We start from the raw sequence: 16,188 nt of genomic DNA on the forward strand, positions 1-16,188 counted from the left end.
CCCCGATGATGCCGGGTCAGTTGTTCTGGACGAACTGCTTCGCAAGGCCGTCGCCGACCGACACGGCCTTGCCGTGGTTCTCGATGGGGGAGACGGAGGAGTTCTTGAACAGGATGTACGTCACCCCCGACTCGGCGCCGCCGGTCTCGGGGTCGGGGTCGATGCCGAGCGCGTTGGCCGTGGCGTAGGACGCCTCACCGATGATCTTGTTCGGTCCGGTGTCGCCCACCACCGCGTACTCGACCTTGTTGTTGTAGATGACCGCGACCACGCCGCCGCCCTTGATACCGGCCTGCCGGTAGTCCCAGGTGGAGCTCGGGCTGGGCACCACGACATACGGCAGCTTGTCGGCGATCAGGGGCTTGCCGTCCGACTGGTGGAAGGCGGTGTCGTCCTGGAACCACGGGTCGGTGTCCTCGTTGCACCGGGAGGTCACCTGGCCATCGCAGTCGACGTCCATGTCGGCCTTCCAGAAGACCGCGCCATTGGCACCGCAGACCGGGACGGTGGCCGATGTCTCCTCGTCGGTGCGGTACTTGCCACTGGATATCTGGGAACAGCTCTGCACCTTGGCGAGCAGCTGCGCCGCGGTGACCGTGCCCTCCTTGGTGGACGCGGGGGCCGGCGCGGGGCCCCGGGTGTTGGCGTGGGCGCCGGCGGTGACGGAGCCGGCCAGCAGACCGGCCGTGGCGATCACGAACGCGAAACGCTTGCGCATAGGACACCCCTTTGTTAGGAACCTTTCCTAACCTCGACTGGGGCATCTTGGGCGAGTTGATAAGCTCATGTCAATACGCTGCGCCGCGGAAGTCGATGCGTATTGCCGCGCGAATTGGAGGCTTTGGCGACAACTTCCCGCAGGCAACAACTTCCCGCAGGCGCTCTCAGTGCGCGATTCCCGGGTGCGTGATGCTCGGCACGTGGTTCTCCCGTGGGGTTCTCCCGCGTGATCCTCAGGGCGTGGCCCGCACCAGCTTCAGCAGCCGCGTCACCTCGCGCGCCACCGCGTCCCGCGCGGCCGCGACATACCTGCGCGGGTCGACCACCTCGGGGTGGCCGGCCAGATGGTCGCGGATCGCCCGGGTGTAGGCCACGTTCAGATGGGTGGCGATGTTCACCTTCGTCAGCCCCGCCTCCACCGCCCGGGTCAGATCCGCCTCGGGCACCCCGGAGGAGCCGTGCAGCACCAGCGGTACCGGCACGGCCGTGCGCAGCGCCGCGACCAGCGGCAGATCCACCGCCGCGGCCTTGACGACCATGGCGTGTGAGGTGCCCACCGCGACCGCGAGCGCGTCCACGCCCGTGGCCGCCACATAGGCGGCGGCCTCGGCCGGGTCGGTCCTGGCGCCCGGTGCGTGGACGCCGTCCTTGCCGCCCACCTCGCCCAACTCGGCCTCCACCCACACCCCGTGGGCATGGCAGTCGGCCGCCACCTCGGCGGTCGTCGCCACATTGCCGTCGTAGTCCAGGGCCGAGGCGTCGAACATCACCGAGCCGAAGCCGAGGACCACCGCCTCCCGCACCAGCTCCGGCCCGGTGGCGTGGTCCAGATGCACGGCCACCGGCACCCGCGCCGCGCGGGCCACCTCCACGGTCGCCCGCCCGATGGCGGCCAGGGCGCCGTGATACCGCACCGCGTTCTCGCTGATCTGGAGGATCACCGGCGCGCGCGCCGCCTCCGCCCCGGCCACGATGGCCTGGGCGTGCTCGATCTGGATGACATTGAACGCACCCGCGCCGAGCCCGGCCCGTGCGGCCGCCCCGACGATCTCTCCGGTGGCCACCAGCGGCATCTACCGGCTCCTTCCGCCCGTTCCCGTGTTCAAAGGTCCTGTCCCGTATCCCGAGGTCCGCCCGTATCCCGCGCGGACCGCTCGACCCGCCCGGCCCCGCTCGTCCTCGCGCGGCTCTGCTCAGCCGAGGATCACCGAGCGGGTGAGATGGCGCGGCTCGTCGGGGTCGAGCCCGCGCGCCGCCGCGATCGCGACCGCGAGCCGCTGCACCACCACCAGTTCGGCCAGCGGGTCGCGGCCGAAGCCGGCGACCCGGCCACCGGTGCGGGTGATCTCCTCGTCCGCCACGTCCGACGCCCCCTCGCCCAGCCACCACACCACGCTCCGCGGGCCGGTCACGCTGATCGGGCCGTGCCGGTACTCCTTGGCCGGATACGCCTCGGTCCACGCCCCGGCCGCCTCGCGCATCTTGAGCGCGGCCTCCTGGGCGACCCCGTAGGTCCAGCCCCGCCCGAGGAAGGTGAACTGCCCGGCGTCCACGAGCGGCCCGGGCAGCGGCTCGGCGAGCGCCGCCTCCCCGTCCGCCTCCAGGTGGTCCAGCGGCTCGCCCAAGTGGGCGCGGAGCAGGGCGAGTTCGGTGGTGGCCCAGCGGGTCTGCACCACCGATCGCTCATCGGCGAAGTCGAGCACCACCGCGGCGTCCGCGGCGCCCACGACGGGTGAGTCGGGGACCGCCGTGATGACGGTGGTGGGCACCCGGCCGCGCACCGCGCCGAGCAGTTCCAGCACCTCGGTCGTGGTGCCGGAGCGGGACAGCGCGACCACCCGGTCGTAGGCGCGGCCGAGCGGCGCCTCCGACGCCGCGAACGCGTCCGTCTCGCCCTGGCCCGCCGCCTCGCGCAGCGCCGCGTACGACTGGGCGATGAACCACGAGGTGCCGCAGCCGACGACGGCGACCCGCTCACCCGGCCGGGGCAGCGCCGCTCGTACGGGCCCCTCCGGATCCCGGGCCAGGGCGATGGCACGCCGCCAGCAGTCGGGCTGGCTCGCGATCTCGGCCTCGGTGTGGCTCATGGGACTCCCCTCGTCGCACGGATGAACCGAGCAATATGGATGCGCGGAGTTGTTTCGTGTGGGCTGATAATGCGCAGAATCATGCACGGAAGTCCAGAGCCGATGCATGCGGGGAGCGGGTAGGGTGATCGGCGTGAAACGGCCCGAGCGCTGGAACGCCCTGCTGGATCTGCTGTCCAGGGACGGCAGAATCGATGTCGAGGAGGCGGCCGCCGAGCTGGCGGTGTCCGCCGCGACCATCCGGCGCGACCTGGATGAACTCGCTCAGCAGCAGATGCTGACGCGCACCCGTGGCGGCGCGGTCGCGCACAATCTCTCGTACGACCTGCCGCTGCGCTACAAGACCGCCCGGCGCGCCTCGGAGAAGCAGCGCATCGCCGCGGCCGCGGCCCGGATGGCCGAACCGGGCTCGATCGTGGGGCTCAACGGCGGGACGACCACCACCGAGGTCGCCCGCGCCATCTCCACGCGCGGTGACCTTTCCACATCGGGCGGCGGCCCGGCCGTCACGGTCGTCACCAACGCCCTGAACATCGCCAATGAGCTGGCGGTGCGCCCCCAGGTGAAGATCGTGCTCACCGGTGGGGTGGCCCGTCCGCAGTCCTTCGAGCTGATGGGGCCGCTGGCCACCGGGGTGCTGGACCAGGTGTCGCTGGATCTGGCGATCCTCGGTGTGGACGCGCTGGACACGGTCCAGGGCGCGACCGCCCACCATGAGGGGGAGGCCAGCATCAACCACCTCATGGCGGGCCGGGCCACCCGGGTGGTGGTCGTGGCCGACAGCTCCAAGCTGGGCCGCCGGGCGTTCGCCCGGATCTGCGCACTGGACGAGATCGATGTGCTGATCACGGACACCGGCGCCGATGAGGAGCTGGTCGCTCCGTACACCGAGGCCGGTGTCCGCGTGCTCAGGGCCTGAGGTCCGGCCTGAGGTCCGATCAAGCTCTGTCCGATCAAGCTCTGAGGTGTCGCACCCCTACGCCTACGGCCTATGCCCGGGCCTACGCCCTGGCGGCGGCCAGCAGGGCCGCCACCCGCTCGACGGCGAACGCGTAGCCCTGGACACCGCAACCGGCGATCACCCCGCTGGCCAGCGCGGAGACATAGGAGTGGTGCCGGAAGGTCTCCCGCTGGTGGATGTTGGAGATGTGCACCTCCACGATCGGCAGACCGTCGCAGGTGGCCAGGGCGTCGCGCAGGGCGACGGAGGTGTGGGAGTACCCAGCGGGGTTGATGATGACCGCCGCGTGGCGCTCCCGGGCCTCGTGGATCCAGTCGATCAGCTGGCCCTCGTGGTTGCTCTGCCGGCAGTCGGTCGTCAGACCGTGCGGCGCGGCGGTATCGGCCACCAGCTTCTCGATGTCGGCCAGCGTGTCGGTGCCATAGATCTCGGGTTGCCGTCGGCCCAGGAGGTTCAGGTTCGGTCCGTTGAGCACCATGATCGTGGAGCGGTCGCGCACGGGGGTGGTGGCCATGGCGTGTGGTCCTTCCTGGGCGGTCGGCACTTCGAGGGGCGGTTCACCGGGGGGCACCGACCCGCGAGGCATCGTAGATCAGGGATATGACACCACAGTGGACGGCACGGTGGAGGTGCCCGAGGTGGGAGATCCGGTGTCATTGATGACGCGCTCGTACTGGCCTTGGCCGCCGAGCGAGACGACCAGCAGATTGTGGAACTTCACCCCCGACGCGTTCGGCGCGGCGAAGCCGTGGTGCTGCACGATGCTCGGGTCGACGTTGTAGTAGCAGTAGCTGCCGAGCCCCCAGCCCTCGTGTGTGGTGACGGAATCGGCCACCTTGTAGGCGGCGTAGCCCTTGATGGAGCCGTTCTGGATGGCCGCCTGGTTCGGGGCGTCGTACGCCTTCTCGTTCTGGAAGAAGATGGTCCGGCCCCGCTGTCCGAACCACTGCACGTCGTACTTGTTGAAGTGTTCCACGAAGAGGCCGGTGGCCAGCACGTCGTCGCCGTTGACCCGGACACCGTAGTCGGCGCGGTTGGTCTCCCAGCCGACCCCGTCGCCGTGGTCGGCGCGCCAGACCCAGGTGTGGTCGACGATGGTGTGCCGGCTGTTGATCACCATGCTGGTGGTGGCCTTGCCGGGGCCCGCGCCACCGATGCGGATGAACACGTCCTGGACGGTGATGGGGTTGGCCGAGTGGTCGGCCGAGGCCCCCTGCGGGCCGACTTCCAGCAGTGTGGCGGAGTTCACCGGTCCGGCGTCGATGAGGAAACCGGCCAGCCGCACCCCGTCGACATCGGCGACCTTCAGCGCGGTGACGCCGTTGTCGGGGATGAGCGTGGCGTAGCCGAGCCCGAGGACGACGGTGTTCGCGCGGTTCACCTGGACCGGCCGGTCCAGGTGGTAGATCCCCGGGGTGAGCAGCAGATGCAGCCCCTGGGTGAGCGCCTCGTTGAGGGTGGCCGCGGTGACACCGGGCTTGGCCACGTAGAACTGCGACAGTGGCAGCGAGGTGCCTCGGGGGGTGCCGTTGCCCCAGGTGACACCGCGGGCGTTGGTGCGCTTCTCCGGCAGGAAGACCCGGTACTCGCCGCCGTTGAGGTACAGGAAGGGCTTCTCCCGGGAGACGGGAGTGGTGTTGAGCGTGGTGTACGGCGGGTTGGGGAAGCTCTGCCCGGGCGCGCCCTCCACACCGGAGAACACCATGTTCCACACGCCGTTGAGCCAGCCGCCGATCGCGCTGTCGCGGGTGTACCACTGCTGCTGGGAGTACGGTCCGACCTGGCCGTCGATGCGGCTGTCCGCGATGTATCCGCCGCTCGCCCAGCCGTAGCCGTTGGGGGCGAGGTTGAGCCCGCCGCGGACGTGCATCCGCCGGAAGGGGGCCGCCTGCGCCACGGCCCAGCGGTTGGTGCCGTTGACCGGTACGACCGCGAGGTTCTCCGCCGAGCGCCAGAAGTTCTGGGTGGCATTGCCGTTGAACCATCCGGCGTCCACCGTGATATCGCCGTTGATGGTCGTGTCGTCGGGGGACAGCCCCAGCCCGGCGATGGAGGTGTAGAAGCCGATCTGGGCGTTGAGACCGCTGTAGCTGCCGGGCTTGAACAGCAGGGCGTAGCGCCCGGTGCCGAACTGCGCCGACTCCTGCTTCTTGAACACCTCGTCCAGCTTGGCCTGGATGCCGGGCGTGGACGGGTCGAAGACGATCACGTTTGGGCCGAGGTCGCCGCCGCCGGGCAGGGCCTTGGCGCTTCTGCCCCGGCCCGAGGGGGCGGCGGCCGCGGAAGTGGCCAGGCCGCCGAGGGCGGGGACCGATGCGACGGCGGCCGCGGCGCCGAGCACCGCCCGGCGGCCGACCGCGGAGCGGCCGGAGGAGGAAGAGGAGGAAGAGGAGGAAGACGTGGGGGAAGGCGTCATGGGGGCGTCTCTCCTGGTTCAGTAAATGAACGGGATGGGGGGTGAGGGAGCGCTCTCTTGCCGTCGAATGCTTCATCCATGTGAATGACTCGTCAAGAGTTGTGACCGCAGTCCTTACATGTTGTTGCTTTTTGAGCGTCAACTGCCCTGGTGGAATCCCTGGTTCGGGGGAACTTGGGGAGATCTGTGGTCGGCCGCGTCCCTGAGAGTTGTGTTCAAGAGGGAAAGGGAGACCGGCGTCTGATCCTTTCCGCTCGACGCCTTGACACCTTTGCGTCCCCGCCCGGACACTCCCATTTGGAGAGCGCTCTCCCATTGTTGTCGCGGACCGGTGACGGCCCGTCATGCGGGCGGCCCGGCCCGCACCCACGGCGTCGCGAGTCCTCGTCGTGCGACGGCCGCTCGGCCACCTTCACCCTCTCTCCATGTGGCAGGAGTCGCCATGGCACGGAGATCGAAGACCGTTTCAAACACCCTGATCGCGGGCGCTCCACCGTCACGAGCCGGACCCGTACCGCCCCACGCCGAATCGCGGCGCCCCTCGCCGCCAGTCTGCTGGCCGCCGGCGCCCTCGCGCTGCCCGGCCAGCAGGCACAACGCCGCAGGGAGCGTCGTGTGGACCGACGCCTGGACTGGAAGAACACCCTGGCCGTTGAGCTCCTTCAGCTCCGCCTCGAAGCCCTCGCAGACTTGCGCATGGTCTCTTCGCAGCACGTCAGCATCTCGTCGTTGAACACCCCGTGCCGGTACTTCGTCACGAAGCCAAGTGCACATGATTGCCGAAACGACATGCCTGCCCCGCCTGGAGTCGTTCTGCTCATCCATGAGACCAATCGCAGTAAGATCTTTGGGTATGCAGTTCCGCTACAACTACCGGGCTTACCCGGACGCCTCCCAGCGTCGTGCGTTGGCGAGTGCGTTCGGGTGCGCCCGTGTGGTGTGGAACGACTGCCTGCGCGTCCGCAGGGAAGCGCATGCGGCAGGACTGCCGTATGTGAAGTCGGCCGAGCTGTCCCGGGGGCGCATCACCCAGGCCAAGCGCACCGAGGAACGCGCCTGGCTCGCCGAGGTGGACCGGGCCTTCCCGTCCTCTCAGATCTGCTCGGCCTGCGGATTTCGGGACGGCCGCAAGCCCCTGCACGTCAGGGAGTGGACGTGCCGGCAGTGCGCCACTGTGCACGACCGTGACCACAACGCAGCACGTAACGTCCTCTTCGAAGGACGCCGTATCGTCGCCGCCGGACGGGCGGAGACGCTAAACGCCTGTGGAGCGCCGGTAAGACGGGCACATGTGCCCGCACGGCGCATTGAAGCAGGAAGCCCCCGAAAGGGTCAGTCGGCCCAGGTCGGAATCCCTGGACTTTAGGCCAGGGAGCACGTCAAACCAAGCCGTACATCGTCACCGAGACCGGCCCGGCGGGGGAGTGGGAGGTCCCCGACGACGTAGGCGGTGTGCCGGAGGAGCCCACCGACCAGGCCAAGGCCGCGGGCTACGCCAAGGCGTGGAACTGCGTCACCGGCCACAAGGGCGTCGCGCTCGGCGCCACGATGTTCCACTACGGCACCGAGGACGACTTCGGTGGCGTCTGGTTCAATCTGCTGCCCGCCGGGCAGAAACGGCTGTCGTACTACGCGGTGAAGAAGGCCTACGGCGCGGACACCTCGCGCGACAACACACCGCCGGTCATCTCCTCGCTGGCCGTGGAGGGCGATGCCGCCAAGGTGGAGGCGGGCCGTGACCTGACCCTCGCGGTCAAGGCCACCGACCCCGACGGCGACACCATCGGCTACCAGGTCCTGGGCAGCACGATGTACCTCGACAAGGACAAGAGGCTCGTCCCGCTGTCCGCCACTGCCCTCGGCGGCGGGCGGCTGAGGGTCACCGCGCCGGATCGCCCCGGGGTGTGGAAGGTGTACGTCAGGGCCACCGACGGCAAGGGCAACGTCGGCATCGAGACCCGTTCCGTACGGGTCGTCCCGCCCGCCGTGAACGGCACCAACGTGGCCCCCGGCAGGCCCGCCACCGCCTCCTCGTACCAGACCGGTGGCGGCGACTGCCCCTGCACCCCCGCCAACGCCGTGGACGGCAAGGCGGACACCCGCTGGGCCGCCGACTGGAGCGATCCGCAGTGGCTCCAGGTGGACCTCGGCGCGTCCACTTCCTTCACCCACGTCCAGCTGGTGTGGGAGGCCGCCTACGCCAAGGCGTACACCATCCAGACCTCCGACGACGGCAGCGGCTGGCGCACCGTCCGTGAGGTGACCGAGGGCAATGGCGGTGTGGACGACTTCGACGTCTCGGGCACCGGGCGCTACGTCCGCGTCCACGGCACGGCCCGTGGCACCGGCTACGGCTACTCGCTCTACGAGTTCGCTGTCTACCGCTGAGCCACTGAGCCACTGAGCAGTGGCCGGTCGTCGTCCTGGCGCGTCCCCGACGGTGGCGGGAGAGCGCTCTATGCCCCCGGGACACGCTGCCACTAGGGTGCGGACATGAACCGACAGGCCCCGACCTTGGAGGATGTCGCCCGGGAGGCCGGTGTCTCCCGGGCGACCGTGTCCCGGGTCGTCAATGGCGTCCGCAATGTGGATCCGGCCATCCAGGACCTGGTCCGCCTGGCGATCGAGAGGACGGGCTACGCGCCCAACCGGGCGGCCAGATCGCTGGTGACCCGGCGCACGGGCACCGTGGCGCTCGTCGTCTCCGGGGCCGGGGACACCTCGGAGGAGGAGCAGAACGCCTTCGCCGCGCGGGTGTTCGCGGACCCGTTCTTCGGCCGGGTGGTCGGTGGCGTGGTGGGATTCCTGCGGCCGCGCTCGATGCACCCGGTGCTGATGTTCGCCGAGTCTCCCGAGGCCCGGCAGGAGGTGGTGAGGTATCTGCGGCAGGGGAACGCGGACGGGGCCCTGGTGGTGTCCACCCACCCCGACGATCCGCTGCCCGCGCTGCTGGCCGAGGCCGGACTGCCCGCCGTGCTGTTCGCCCGGCCCGTGCGGCCGGTGGCGCTGAGCCATGTCGATCTGGCGCACTGGGACGGTGGCCGGATCGCCGCCGAGCGCCTGCTGGCCCGGGGGTGCCGGAAGGTGGCCACCGTGTCGGGGCCGTGGGCCGTGGCGGCGAGCCAGGAGCGGCTCGCCGGGTTCCGCGACACCATGGCCCGCGGTGGCCACCCGTACGTTCCGGTGGCCGAGGGCGGCTTCACACTGGACAGCGGGGTGGCGGCGATGACCGCGCTTCTCGCCGAACACCCCGATGTGGAAGGGGTGTTCGCGGCCAACGACCTGATGGCCCAGGGAGTCTGCCAGGTGCTGCGGGAGCGCGGCCGGCGGGTGCCCGAGGATGTCGCGGTCGTCGGCTTCGACGACTCCAGCGTGGCCGCCACCTGCCGGCCGCCGCTGACCTCGGTGCGCCAGCCGGTGGAGGACATGGCGGCGGCCATGGCCCGGCTGCTCGACGAGCACGTCCGGGGCCTGCGCACCGATCCGGTCGCGGTCCTCTTCGAACCGGAACTGGTGGTACGGGAGTCGGCGTAGCGGCACGGGGGTCGGCGCAGCCACGGGAGTCGGGTCCGCGCCCGACGTGTGCGTAGCGTAGGCCCGGTCCCCCCCAACCCTGTGCGTAGCGCCCGCCCCGCGCCTACGCCAGCCGCGTGCCCAGGGTCGTGCGCCACGCCGGGGACGGCTCCGGCGAGGGCCCGGCCGGCACGCGGCGCCCACCGCGGGCGAAGAAGTCGGCGAGCGGCAGGATCGCGGCGCCCACCGTCACCGCGTCCGGCCCCAGCGCCCCCAGGTCGATGCCGACGCGTCCGGACGGGTACGGCAGCGCGTAGGACAGCGCGTGGCGGCGCACCGAGTCCAGGAAGCGCGCGCCGAGCTGGAGACCGGCCCAGCCGCCGATCAGGATGCGCTCGGGCTGGAAGAGGTTGATCAGGTCGGACAGCCCCGCGCCCAGGTACTCGGCCGTCTCGGCGAGGACGGCGGCCGCCACCGGGTCCGGGGCGCCACCGTCCTCGGGGTAGGCGGCGGCCAGCATCGCCGTCAGGGCGGTCTCCTCGTCGGTGTCGGACGGCGGCTGCCCGCCCGCCTCCTGCCAGCGCTCCAGCAGCGCCTCCGCGCCCGCGTACGCCTCCAGACAGCCCAGCGCCCCACAGCGGCACCGGCGGCCCCGCACCCGCACGGTGAGATGGCCCCACTCCACCGCCCGGCCGTGCTCGACGTCCTCGGTGACGACGCAGGCGCCGACGCCCGATCCGAAGAGCACCACCACCGCGTTGCGCGCACCGCGCCCGGCGCCGAACCACATCTCGGCCTGCCCCAGCGTCTTGGCGCCGTTCTCGATGAAGTACGGGACCTCCTGGGGGAGATGGTCCGGTCCGCGCAGCATCCGCTCCAGCGGGACCGCCTCCCAGCCGATCGGCTGGCAGTGCACCACCGCACCGCCCTCCGCGGAGTGCTCGACGATGCCGGGGACGCCGATGCCGACGCCGAGGAGCCGATCGGGGGTGAGCCCGGCCGCCTCCAGGACCTCGGCGATGCCGTCGCGGATATGGCCCGCGATCAGCTCGCTGTCGTAGCGGTCCCGGTGCCCGGCGCCGCGCGTGGGCAACGGCCGGTCCGCATGGGCCCGTTCGGCCAGTGCGAGGTCGAACAGCTCGACGCGGACCCGGGTCTCGCCCACATCCACCCCGATCATGTGGCCGCTGTGCGGGGCGATCCGCAGCAGGGTGCGGGGGCGGCCGCCGTCGGAGTCGACGCTGCCCGCCTCCTCCACCAGTTCCTCGGCGAGCAGTTCGGTGACCACGTTGCTGATGGAACCTGAACTCAGCCCGGTCGCGGGGGCCAGCGAATAGCGGCTCATCGGCCCGTCGAAGTACAACCGGCGCAGCACGGCGGCACGGTTCTCCCGCCGCAGGTCACGAACCGTACGGCCGTTGTTCGCCGTCACCTGGCCTCCTCAACTCCGGGCTCCGCGCCGCAAGATACCTCCGCCGGATCTCTTGACGCGACCTTCTCTTGAGGTTTAACTCACGTCCTAAATTAAGCCGTGAGAGGCTTCGGGAGTTGAACGCGGTGGCGTACCCGGGCCCTTCTTGGCATTCACCACTCCCGGAAGGGACACCAGGAGCCATGCGCAGCATCCGAGTCGCGGCCATAGGCGCCGTCACCTTGTCACTCGCCCTCGCCGTCTCGGCCTGCGGAGGCGGTTCCTCGACGGCCGGCGGCGGCGGATCCAACGACTCGCCCAAGACGCTCACGTACTGGGCCTCCAACCAGGGCGCCAGCATCGCGGTGGACAAGAAGGTCCTGAAGCCCGAGCTCGACAAGTTCGAGAAACAGACCGGGATCAGAGTGAAACTCGAGGTCATCCCCTGGTCCGAGCTGCTGAACCGGATCCTCACCGCGACCACCTCCGGCCAGGGTCCCGACGTGCTGAACATCGGCAACACCTGGAGCGCCTCGCTCCAGGCGTCCGGGGCGCTGCTGTCGTGGGACGACAAGAACTTCGGCGGCATCGGCGGCAAGGACCGCTTCGTGGACTCCGCCCTCGGCTCGACCGGGGTGAAGGGCGAGGACCCGGCCGCGGTGCCGCTGTACTCGATGGCGTACGCGCTCTACTACAACAAGAAGATGTTCGCCGACGCGGGCATCTCCAAGCCGCCCGCCACCTGGGACGACGTCGTCGCCGACGGCAAGAGGCTCTCCAGGGACGGCAAGTGGGGCCTCGGCGCCGAGGGCGCGAACCTCTCGGAGAACATCCACCAGGTCTTCGTCCTCGCCAGGCAGCACGGCGCCGACTTCTTCACCGCCGACGGCAAGCCCGACTTCACCTCGGACGGCGCGGTCTCCGCGATCAAGCAGTATGTCGACCTGATGGCGAAGGACAAGATCATCGCCCCGGGCAACGCCGAGTACGCGCAGAACCAGTCCCTCAGCGACTTCGCCAAGGGCAAGACGGCCATGGTCCTGTGGCAGACCGCCTCCGCCACCTTCGCCTCCCTGGGCATGAAGGACGACGAGTGGGGCGTGGCCCCGGCGCCCGTACGCTCCGGCACCCCCGGCACCGGCACCGCCGTCAACTCGATGGTCGCCGGCATCAACCTGGCCGTCTTCAAGAACACCGACAACCACGACGGCGCCCTGAAGTTCGTGAAGTTCATGACCGGCGACGCGGAGCAGAAGATCCTCAACAAGGCGTACGGCTCCATCCCGCCGGTCAAGGCCGCCCAGTCCGACCCCGCGTTCAACACCCAGGCGACGGCCGCCCTGCGGGACACCCTCGCCAAGAGCGCCGAGGCGCTGCCGCAGGTGGCCGACGAGTCGCAGTTCGAGACGTCCGTGGGCACGGCCGTCAAGGAGCTGTTCGCGGACGCCGCCGCCGGACGCCCGGTGACCACCGCATCGGTGCGGGCCAAGCTGGAGAAGGCCCAGCAGCAGATGCCGGCGAAGTGAGCGCGGACACCTCATGACCACCACGACCGCCACCGCCGAGGCAGACCGGCGGACCGGCTCGGGGAACACCCCCGGGGGGGGGGGGGGCCCCCCCCCCCCCCCGGGGGGCGCCCCCCCCGCGGGGGGGGGGGGTGTGTGTGTTGCCCGCCCCGTGCCGCGGCCGCTGCGGCGCGGGGCCGGGGGGGGCGGGGACCCCCCCGGGGGGGGGGGGGGGCCCCGCGCCGCCCCGGGCGGATCCGCCGCATCGGACTGCCGTATCTGCTGCTTCTGCCCGCCCTGGTCCTCGAGCTCCTGGTCCATCTGGTGCCGATGGTGATGGGCATCCTGATGAGCTTCAAAGCGCTCACCCGGTTCTCCATCCGGGACTGGAGCGCCGCGCCCTGGTCCGGATTCGACAACTACAAGATCTCGGTGGACATCAACGCGCCGGCCGGTGAGGCGCTGCTCCACTCGTTCTGGGTCACCTGCGGCTTCACCGTGCTGTCGGTCGGGCTGTGCTGGCTGCTCGGGACCGCCACCGCCATCTTCCTCCAGGACACCTTCCGCGGCCGGGGTGTGCTGCGCACCCTGTTCCTGGTCCCGTACGCCCTGCCCGTCTACACGGCCGTCATCACCTGGGCGTTCATGTTCCAGCACGACAACGGGCTGGTGAACCACGTTCTCCACGACCAGCTGGGCCTCACCGACAAGCCCTCGTTCTGGCTGATCGGCGACAACAGCTTCATCGCCCTGCTCACCGTGTCGGTGTGGAAGGGCTGGCCGTTCGCGTTCCTCGTCGTCATGGCCGGTCTGCAGAACATCCCCAAGGAGCTCTACGAGGCGGCCGCCCTCGACGGCGCCGGGATGTGGCAGCAGATCCGCCGCATCACCCTGCCCTCGCTGCGCCCGGTCAACCAGGTGCTGGTGCTGGTGCTGTTCCTGTGGACGTTCAACGACTTCAACACCCCGTACGTGCTGTTCGGCAAGGCGGCGCCGGAGGCGGCGGACCTCATCTCGATCCACGTCTACCAGACGACATTCGCCACCTGGAACTTCGGCACCGGGTCCGCCATGTCCGTCCTGCTGCTGCTCTTCCTGCTCGTGGTGACGGGCCTGTACCTGCTGCTGACCTCCCGACGAAGGAAGACGGCCGATGTCTAGCACCTCCCCGGCGCGGCCCCGCTCACCGATGGCCGCCCCCCGGTCCTTCCTCTGGGCCCGCCGGATCTTCCTCACCCTGCTCACCGGGTTCGTCCTGCTGCCGGTGTACGTGATGGTCTCCAGCTCCCTGAAGCCGCTGGAGGACGTCTCGGGGACGTTCCGCTGGCTGCCGAGCGGGCTGACCATCCGCCCCTACATCGACATCTGGTCGACGGTCCCGCTCGCCGAGTACTTCATGAACTCGGCCATCGTGGCGGGCGCGGCGACCGTCTGCTCGGTGGTGATCGCCGTGTTCGCCGCGTACGCGGTCAGCCGGTACCGCTTCCGGGGCAAGCGGGTGTTCACCGTCACCGTCCTGTCCACCCAGATGTTCCCCGGGATCCTCTTCCTGCTGCCGCTGTTCCTCATCTACGTGAACATCGGCAACGCCACCGGCATCGCCCTCTTCGGCTCCCGGGGCGGCCTCATCCTCACCTATCTCACCTTCTCGCTGCCGTTCTCGATCTGGATGCTCATCGGGTACTTCGACTCGGTGCCACGCGATCTGGACGAGGCGGCGCTGGTGGACGGCTGCGGACCGCTCGGCGCGCTGTTCCGGGTCGTCGTCCCGGCCGCGATCCCCGGCATCGTCGCCGTCGCCGTCTACGCGTTCATGACCGCCTGGGGCGAGGTGCTCTTCGCGTCGGTGATGACCAACGACACCACCCGCACCCTCGCCGTGGGCCTCCAGGGCTACGCCACCCAGACCGAGGTGTACTGGAACCAGGTCATGGCCGCCTCGCTCGTCGTCAGCGTCCCCGTGGTCGCGGGCTTCCTGCTGCTGCAGCGCTATCTCGTGGCCGGGCTCACCGCCGGAGCCGTGAAGTGACCGGCCTTCCCACCGCTGACCTTCCCACCCCTGATCTCCCCACCTCTGATCTCCCTACCTCTGAAAGGACGTACGTGTCCGAACTCCTGGACCTCACAGCCCTCCCGCACGACTTCCTGTGGGGCACGGCCACCTCCGCCTACCAGGTCGAAGGAGCCGTCGCCGAGGACGGACGGTCGCCCTCGATCTGGGACACCTTCTCGCACACCCCCGGCAAGGTGGCGGGCGACGACCACGGCGATGTGGCCTGCGACCACTACCACCGCTGGCGCCAGGACATCGGGCTGATGAAGCGGCTGGGCACCAACGCCTACCGGCTGTCCATCGCCTGGCCACGGGTGGTGCCGGGCGGCGACGGACCGGTCAACGCCAAGGGCCTGGCCTTCTACGACGAGCTGATCGACGGCCTGCTGGACGCGGGCATCACCCCGTCCGTCACCCTGTACCACTGGGACCTGCCCCAGGTGCTCCAGGACCGGGGCGGCTGGCCCGAGCGCGACACCGCCGAGCACCTCGCCGCGTACGCCTCGGTGGTGGCCGACCGCCTCGGCGACCGGGTGCACCACTGGACCACCCTCAACGAGCCGCTGTGCTCGGCCTGGATCGGCCACCTCGAAGGCGTGATGGCGCCCGGCCTCACCGATCTGACCGCGGCGGTCCGCGCCTCGTACCACCTGCTGCTCGGCCACGGCCTCGCCGCCCAGGCGATCCGGGCCGCCGCGCCACGCGCCGAGGTCGGCATCGTCAACAACCTCAACACCGTGGAGGCGGCCACCGACCGGCCGGAGGACCAGGCCGCCGCGCGGCGCATGGACGGCCACACCAACCGCTGGTGGCTGGACCCGGTGCACGGCCGTGGCTTCCCCGCCGACATGCGCGAGGTGTACGGGGTCGAACTGCCGGAGCGCCCCGGCGACCTGGAAACCATCGCCGCACCCCTGGACTGGCTGGGCCTGAACTACTACTTCCCGGCCACCGTCACCGACGACCCCAACGGCCCGGCGCCACACGCCCGCGCCGTCCGCCGCCCGGACGTCCCCCGCACGGGCATGGACTGGGAGATCGACGCCGGTGGTATCGAAACCCTCCTGCTGCGCCTGACCGGCGAATACGGCGCTCGTAAGCTGTACGTCACCGAGAACGGCTCCGCCTACCCCGATGCCGTACGCCCGGACGGGACCGTGGACGACCCCGAGCGCCAGGACTACCTCGTCCAGCACCTGGCGGCCTGCGCCTCGGCGGTCCGCAAGGGCGCCCCGCTGGCCGGGTACTTCGCCTGGTCGCTGCTGGACAACTTCGAGTGGGCCTACGGCTACGACAAGCGCTTCGGCCTCGTCCACGTCGATTACCGCACCCAGGTCCGCACCATCAAGGGGACCGGCCACCGCTATGCGGAGATCATCCGCGACCATCGGGGCCGGGCCCGCCGCGCCGCCTAGGGGGTGTTCGACGGTTCTTGACGCCTGCGGCGGGCTTGTTCCCCACCCCGCCCCTTCCCTCAACAGGGGGGGGCCCCCCGCCCCCCCGGCGCCCGGGCGCAGGGCGG

13 protein-coding genes and 1 pseudogene are annotated in these 16,188 nt (G+C 70.4%); 8 read left to right on the top strand and 6 right to left on the bottom strand.

Annotated features, from left to right (window positions below):
• Positions 1–16: 16 nt before the first annotated feature.
• The 3 genes from ACFXB5_RS10435 to ACFXB5_RS10445 all read right to left on the bottom strand — a co-directional run bounded on the left by ACFXB5_RS10435 (position 17) and on the right by ACFXB5_RS10445 (position 2,807).
• Positions 17–718, bottom strand: a complete 702-nt coding sequence (locus ACFXB5_RS10435; protein WP_385205004.1) for a glycoside hydrolase family 75 protein — start codon at positions 716–718, stop codon at positions 17–19.
• Between the two features lie 235 nt (positions 719–953).
• Positions 954–1,793 (bottom strand): ketose-bisphosphate aldolase, encoded by an 840-nt coding sequence (locus ACFXB5_RS10440; RefSeq protein WP_385205007.1) that lies wholly within the window; start codon positions 1,791–1,793, stop codon positions 954–956.
• A 120-nt stretch (positions 1,794–1,913) separates the two neighbouring features.
• Complete coding sequence (locus ACFXB5_RS10445) at positions 1,914–2,807, bottom strand: SIS domain-containing protein (protein WP_385205009.1); 894 nt, start codon at positions 2,805–2,807, stop codon at positions 1,914–1,916.
• A gap of 133 nt (positions 2,808–2,940) precedes the next feature.
• On the opposite strand from ACFXB5_RS10445, the gene ACFXB5_RS10450 reads away from it, so the two are divergent.
• Entirely contained in the window at positions 2,941–3,726 is a 786-nt protein-coding gene (locus ACFXB5_RS10450; protein WP_385205012.1) for a DeoR/GlpR family DNA-binding transcription regulator, read from the top strand.
• 82 nt (positions 3,727–3,808) lie between these two features.
• Here ACFXB5_RS10450 and aroQ read toward each other — a convergent pair whose 3' ends face one another.
• A complete protein-coding gene (aroQ, locus tag ACFXB5_RS10455) occupies positions 3,809–4,282 on the bottom strand; it encodes a type II 3-dehydroquinate dehydratase (protein ID WP_385205015.1) in 474 nt (157 codons plus the stop codon).
• A gap of 78 nt (positions 4,283–4,360) precedes the next feature.
• A complete protein-coding gene (locus ACFXB5_RS10460) occupies positions 4,361–6,184 on the bottom strand; it encodes a coagulation factor 5/8 type domain-containing protein (RefSeq protein WP_385205017.1) in 1,824 nt (607 codons plus the stop codon).
• A gap of 853 nt (positions 6,185–7,037) precedes the next feature.
• On the opposite strand from ACFXB5_RS10460, the gene ACFXB5_RS10465 reads away from it, so the two are divergent.
• The 3 genes and pseudogenes from ACFXB5_RS10465 to ACFXB5_RS10475 all read left to right on the top strand — a co-directional run bounded on the left by ACFXB5_RS10465 (position 7,038) and on the right by ACFXB5_RS10475 (position 9,718).
• The gene (locus tag ACFXB5_RS10465) at positions 7,038–7,550 is read left to right on the top strand and encodes a helix-turn-helix domain-containing protein (RefSeq protein WP_385205020.1); all 513 of its coding nucleotides are present in this window, start codon (positions 7,038–7,040) and stop codon (positions 7,548–7,550) included.
• Between the two features lie 17 nt (positions 7,551–7,567).
• A pseudogene (locus tag ACFXB5_RS10470) lies at positions 7,568–8,572 on the top strand (discoidin domain-containing protein); the annotation flags it as partial.
• 105 nt (positions 8,573–8,677) lie between these two features.
• Positions 8,678–9,718, top strand: coding sequence for a LacI family DNA-binding transcriptional regulator (locus ACFXB5_RS10475; protein ID WP_385205023.1), 1,041 nt, complete (start codon positions 8,678–8,680; stop codon positions 9,716–9,718).
• A 103-nt stretch (positions 9,719–9,821) separates the two neighbouring features.
• Here ACFXB5_RS10475 and ACFXB5_RS10480 read toward each other — a convergent pair whose 3' ends face one another.
• Positions 9,822–11,129, bottom strand: coding sequence for an ROK family protein (locus tag ACFXB5_RS10480; RefSeq protein ID WP_385205026.1), 1,308 nt, complete (start codon positions 11,127–11,129; stop codon positions 9,822–9,824).
• A 182-nt stretch (positions 11,130–11,311) separates the two neighbouring features.
• On the opposite strand from ACFXB5_RS10480, the gene ACFXB5_RS10485 reads away from it, so the two are divergent.
• From ACFXB5_RS10485 to ACFXB5_RS10500, 4 genes are all read left to right on the top strand, one after another.
• Complete coding sequence (locus tag ACFXB5_RS10485; RefSeq protein WP_385205029.1) at positions 11,312–12,634, top strand: ABC transporter substrate-binding protein; 1,323 nt, start codon at positions 11,312–11,314, stop codon at positions 12,632–12,634.
• 135 nt (positions 12,635–12,769) lie between these two features.
• Positions 12,770–13,774 (top strand): carbohydrate ABC transporter permease, encoded by a 1,005-nt coding sequence (locus ACFXB5_RS10490; RefSeq protein ID WP_385205032.1) that lies wholly within the window; start codon positions 12,770–12,772, stop codon positions 13,772–13,774.
• Positions 13,767–14,642 carry a carbohydrate ABC transporter permease gene (locus ACFXB5_RS10495; protein WP_385205035.1) on the top strand — a complete coding sequence of 292 codons (876 nt, stop codon included), beginning with the start codon at positions 13,767–13,769 and terminating at the stop codon, positions 14,640–14,642. Before ACFXB5_RS10490 ends, ACFXB5_RS10495 begins: the two co-directional genes overlap by 8 nt.
• Before the next feature lie 74 nt (positions 14,643–14,716).
• Positions 14,717–16,081 (top strand): GH1 family beta-glucosidase, encoded by a 1,365-nt coding sequence (locus ACFXB5_RS10500; protein ID WP_385205038.1) that lies wholly within the window; start codon positions 14,717–14,719, stop codon positions 16,079–16,081.
• Positions 16,082–16,188: the final 107 nt, after the last annotated feature.

Source organism: Streptomyces sp. NPDC059455, from assembly GCF_042750115.1.
Lineage (GTDB): Bacteria > Actinomycetota > Actinomycetes > Streptomycetales > Streptomycetaceae > Streptomyces > Streptomyces endocoffeicus.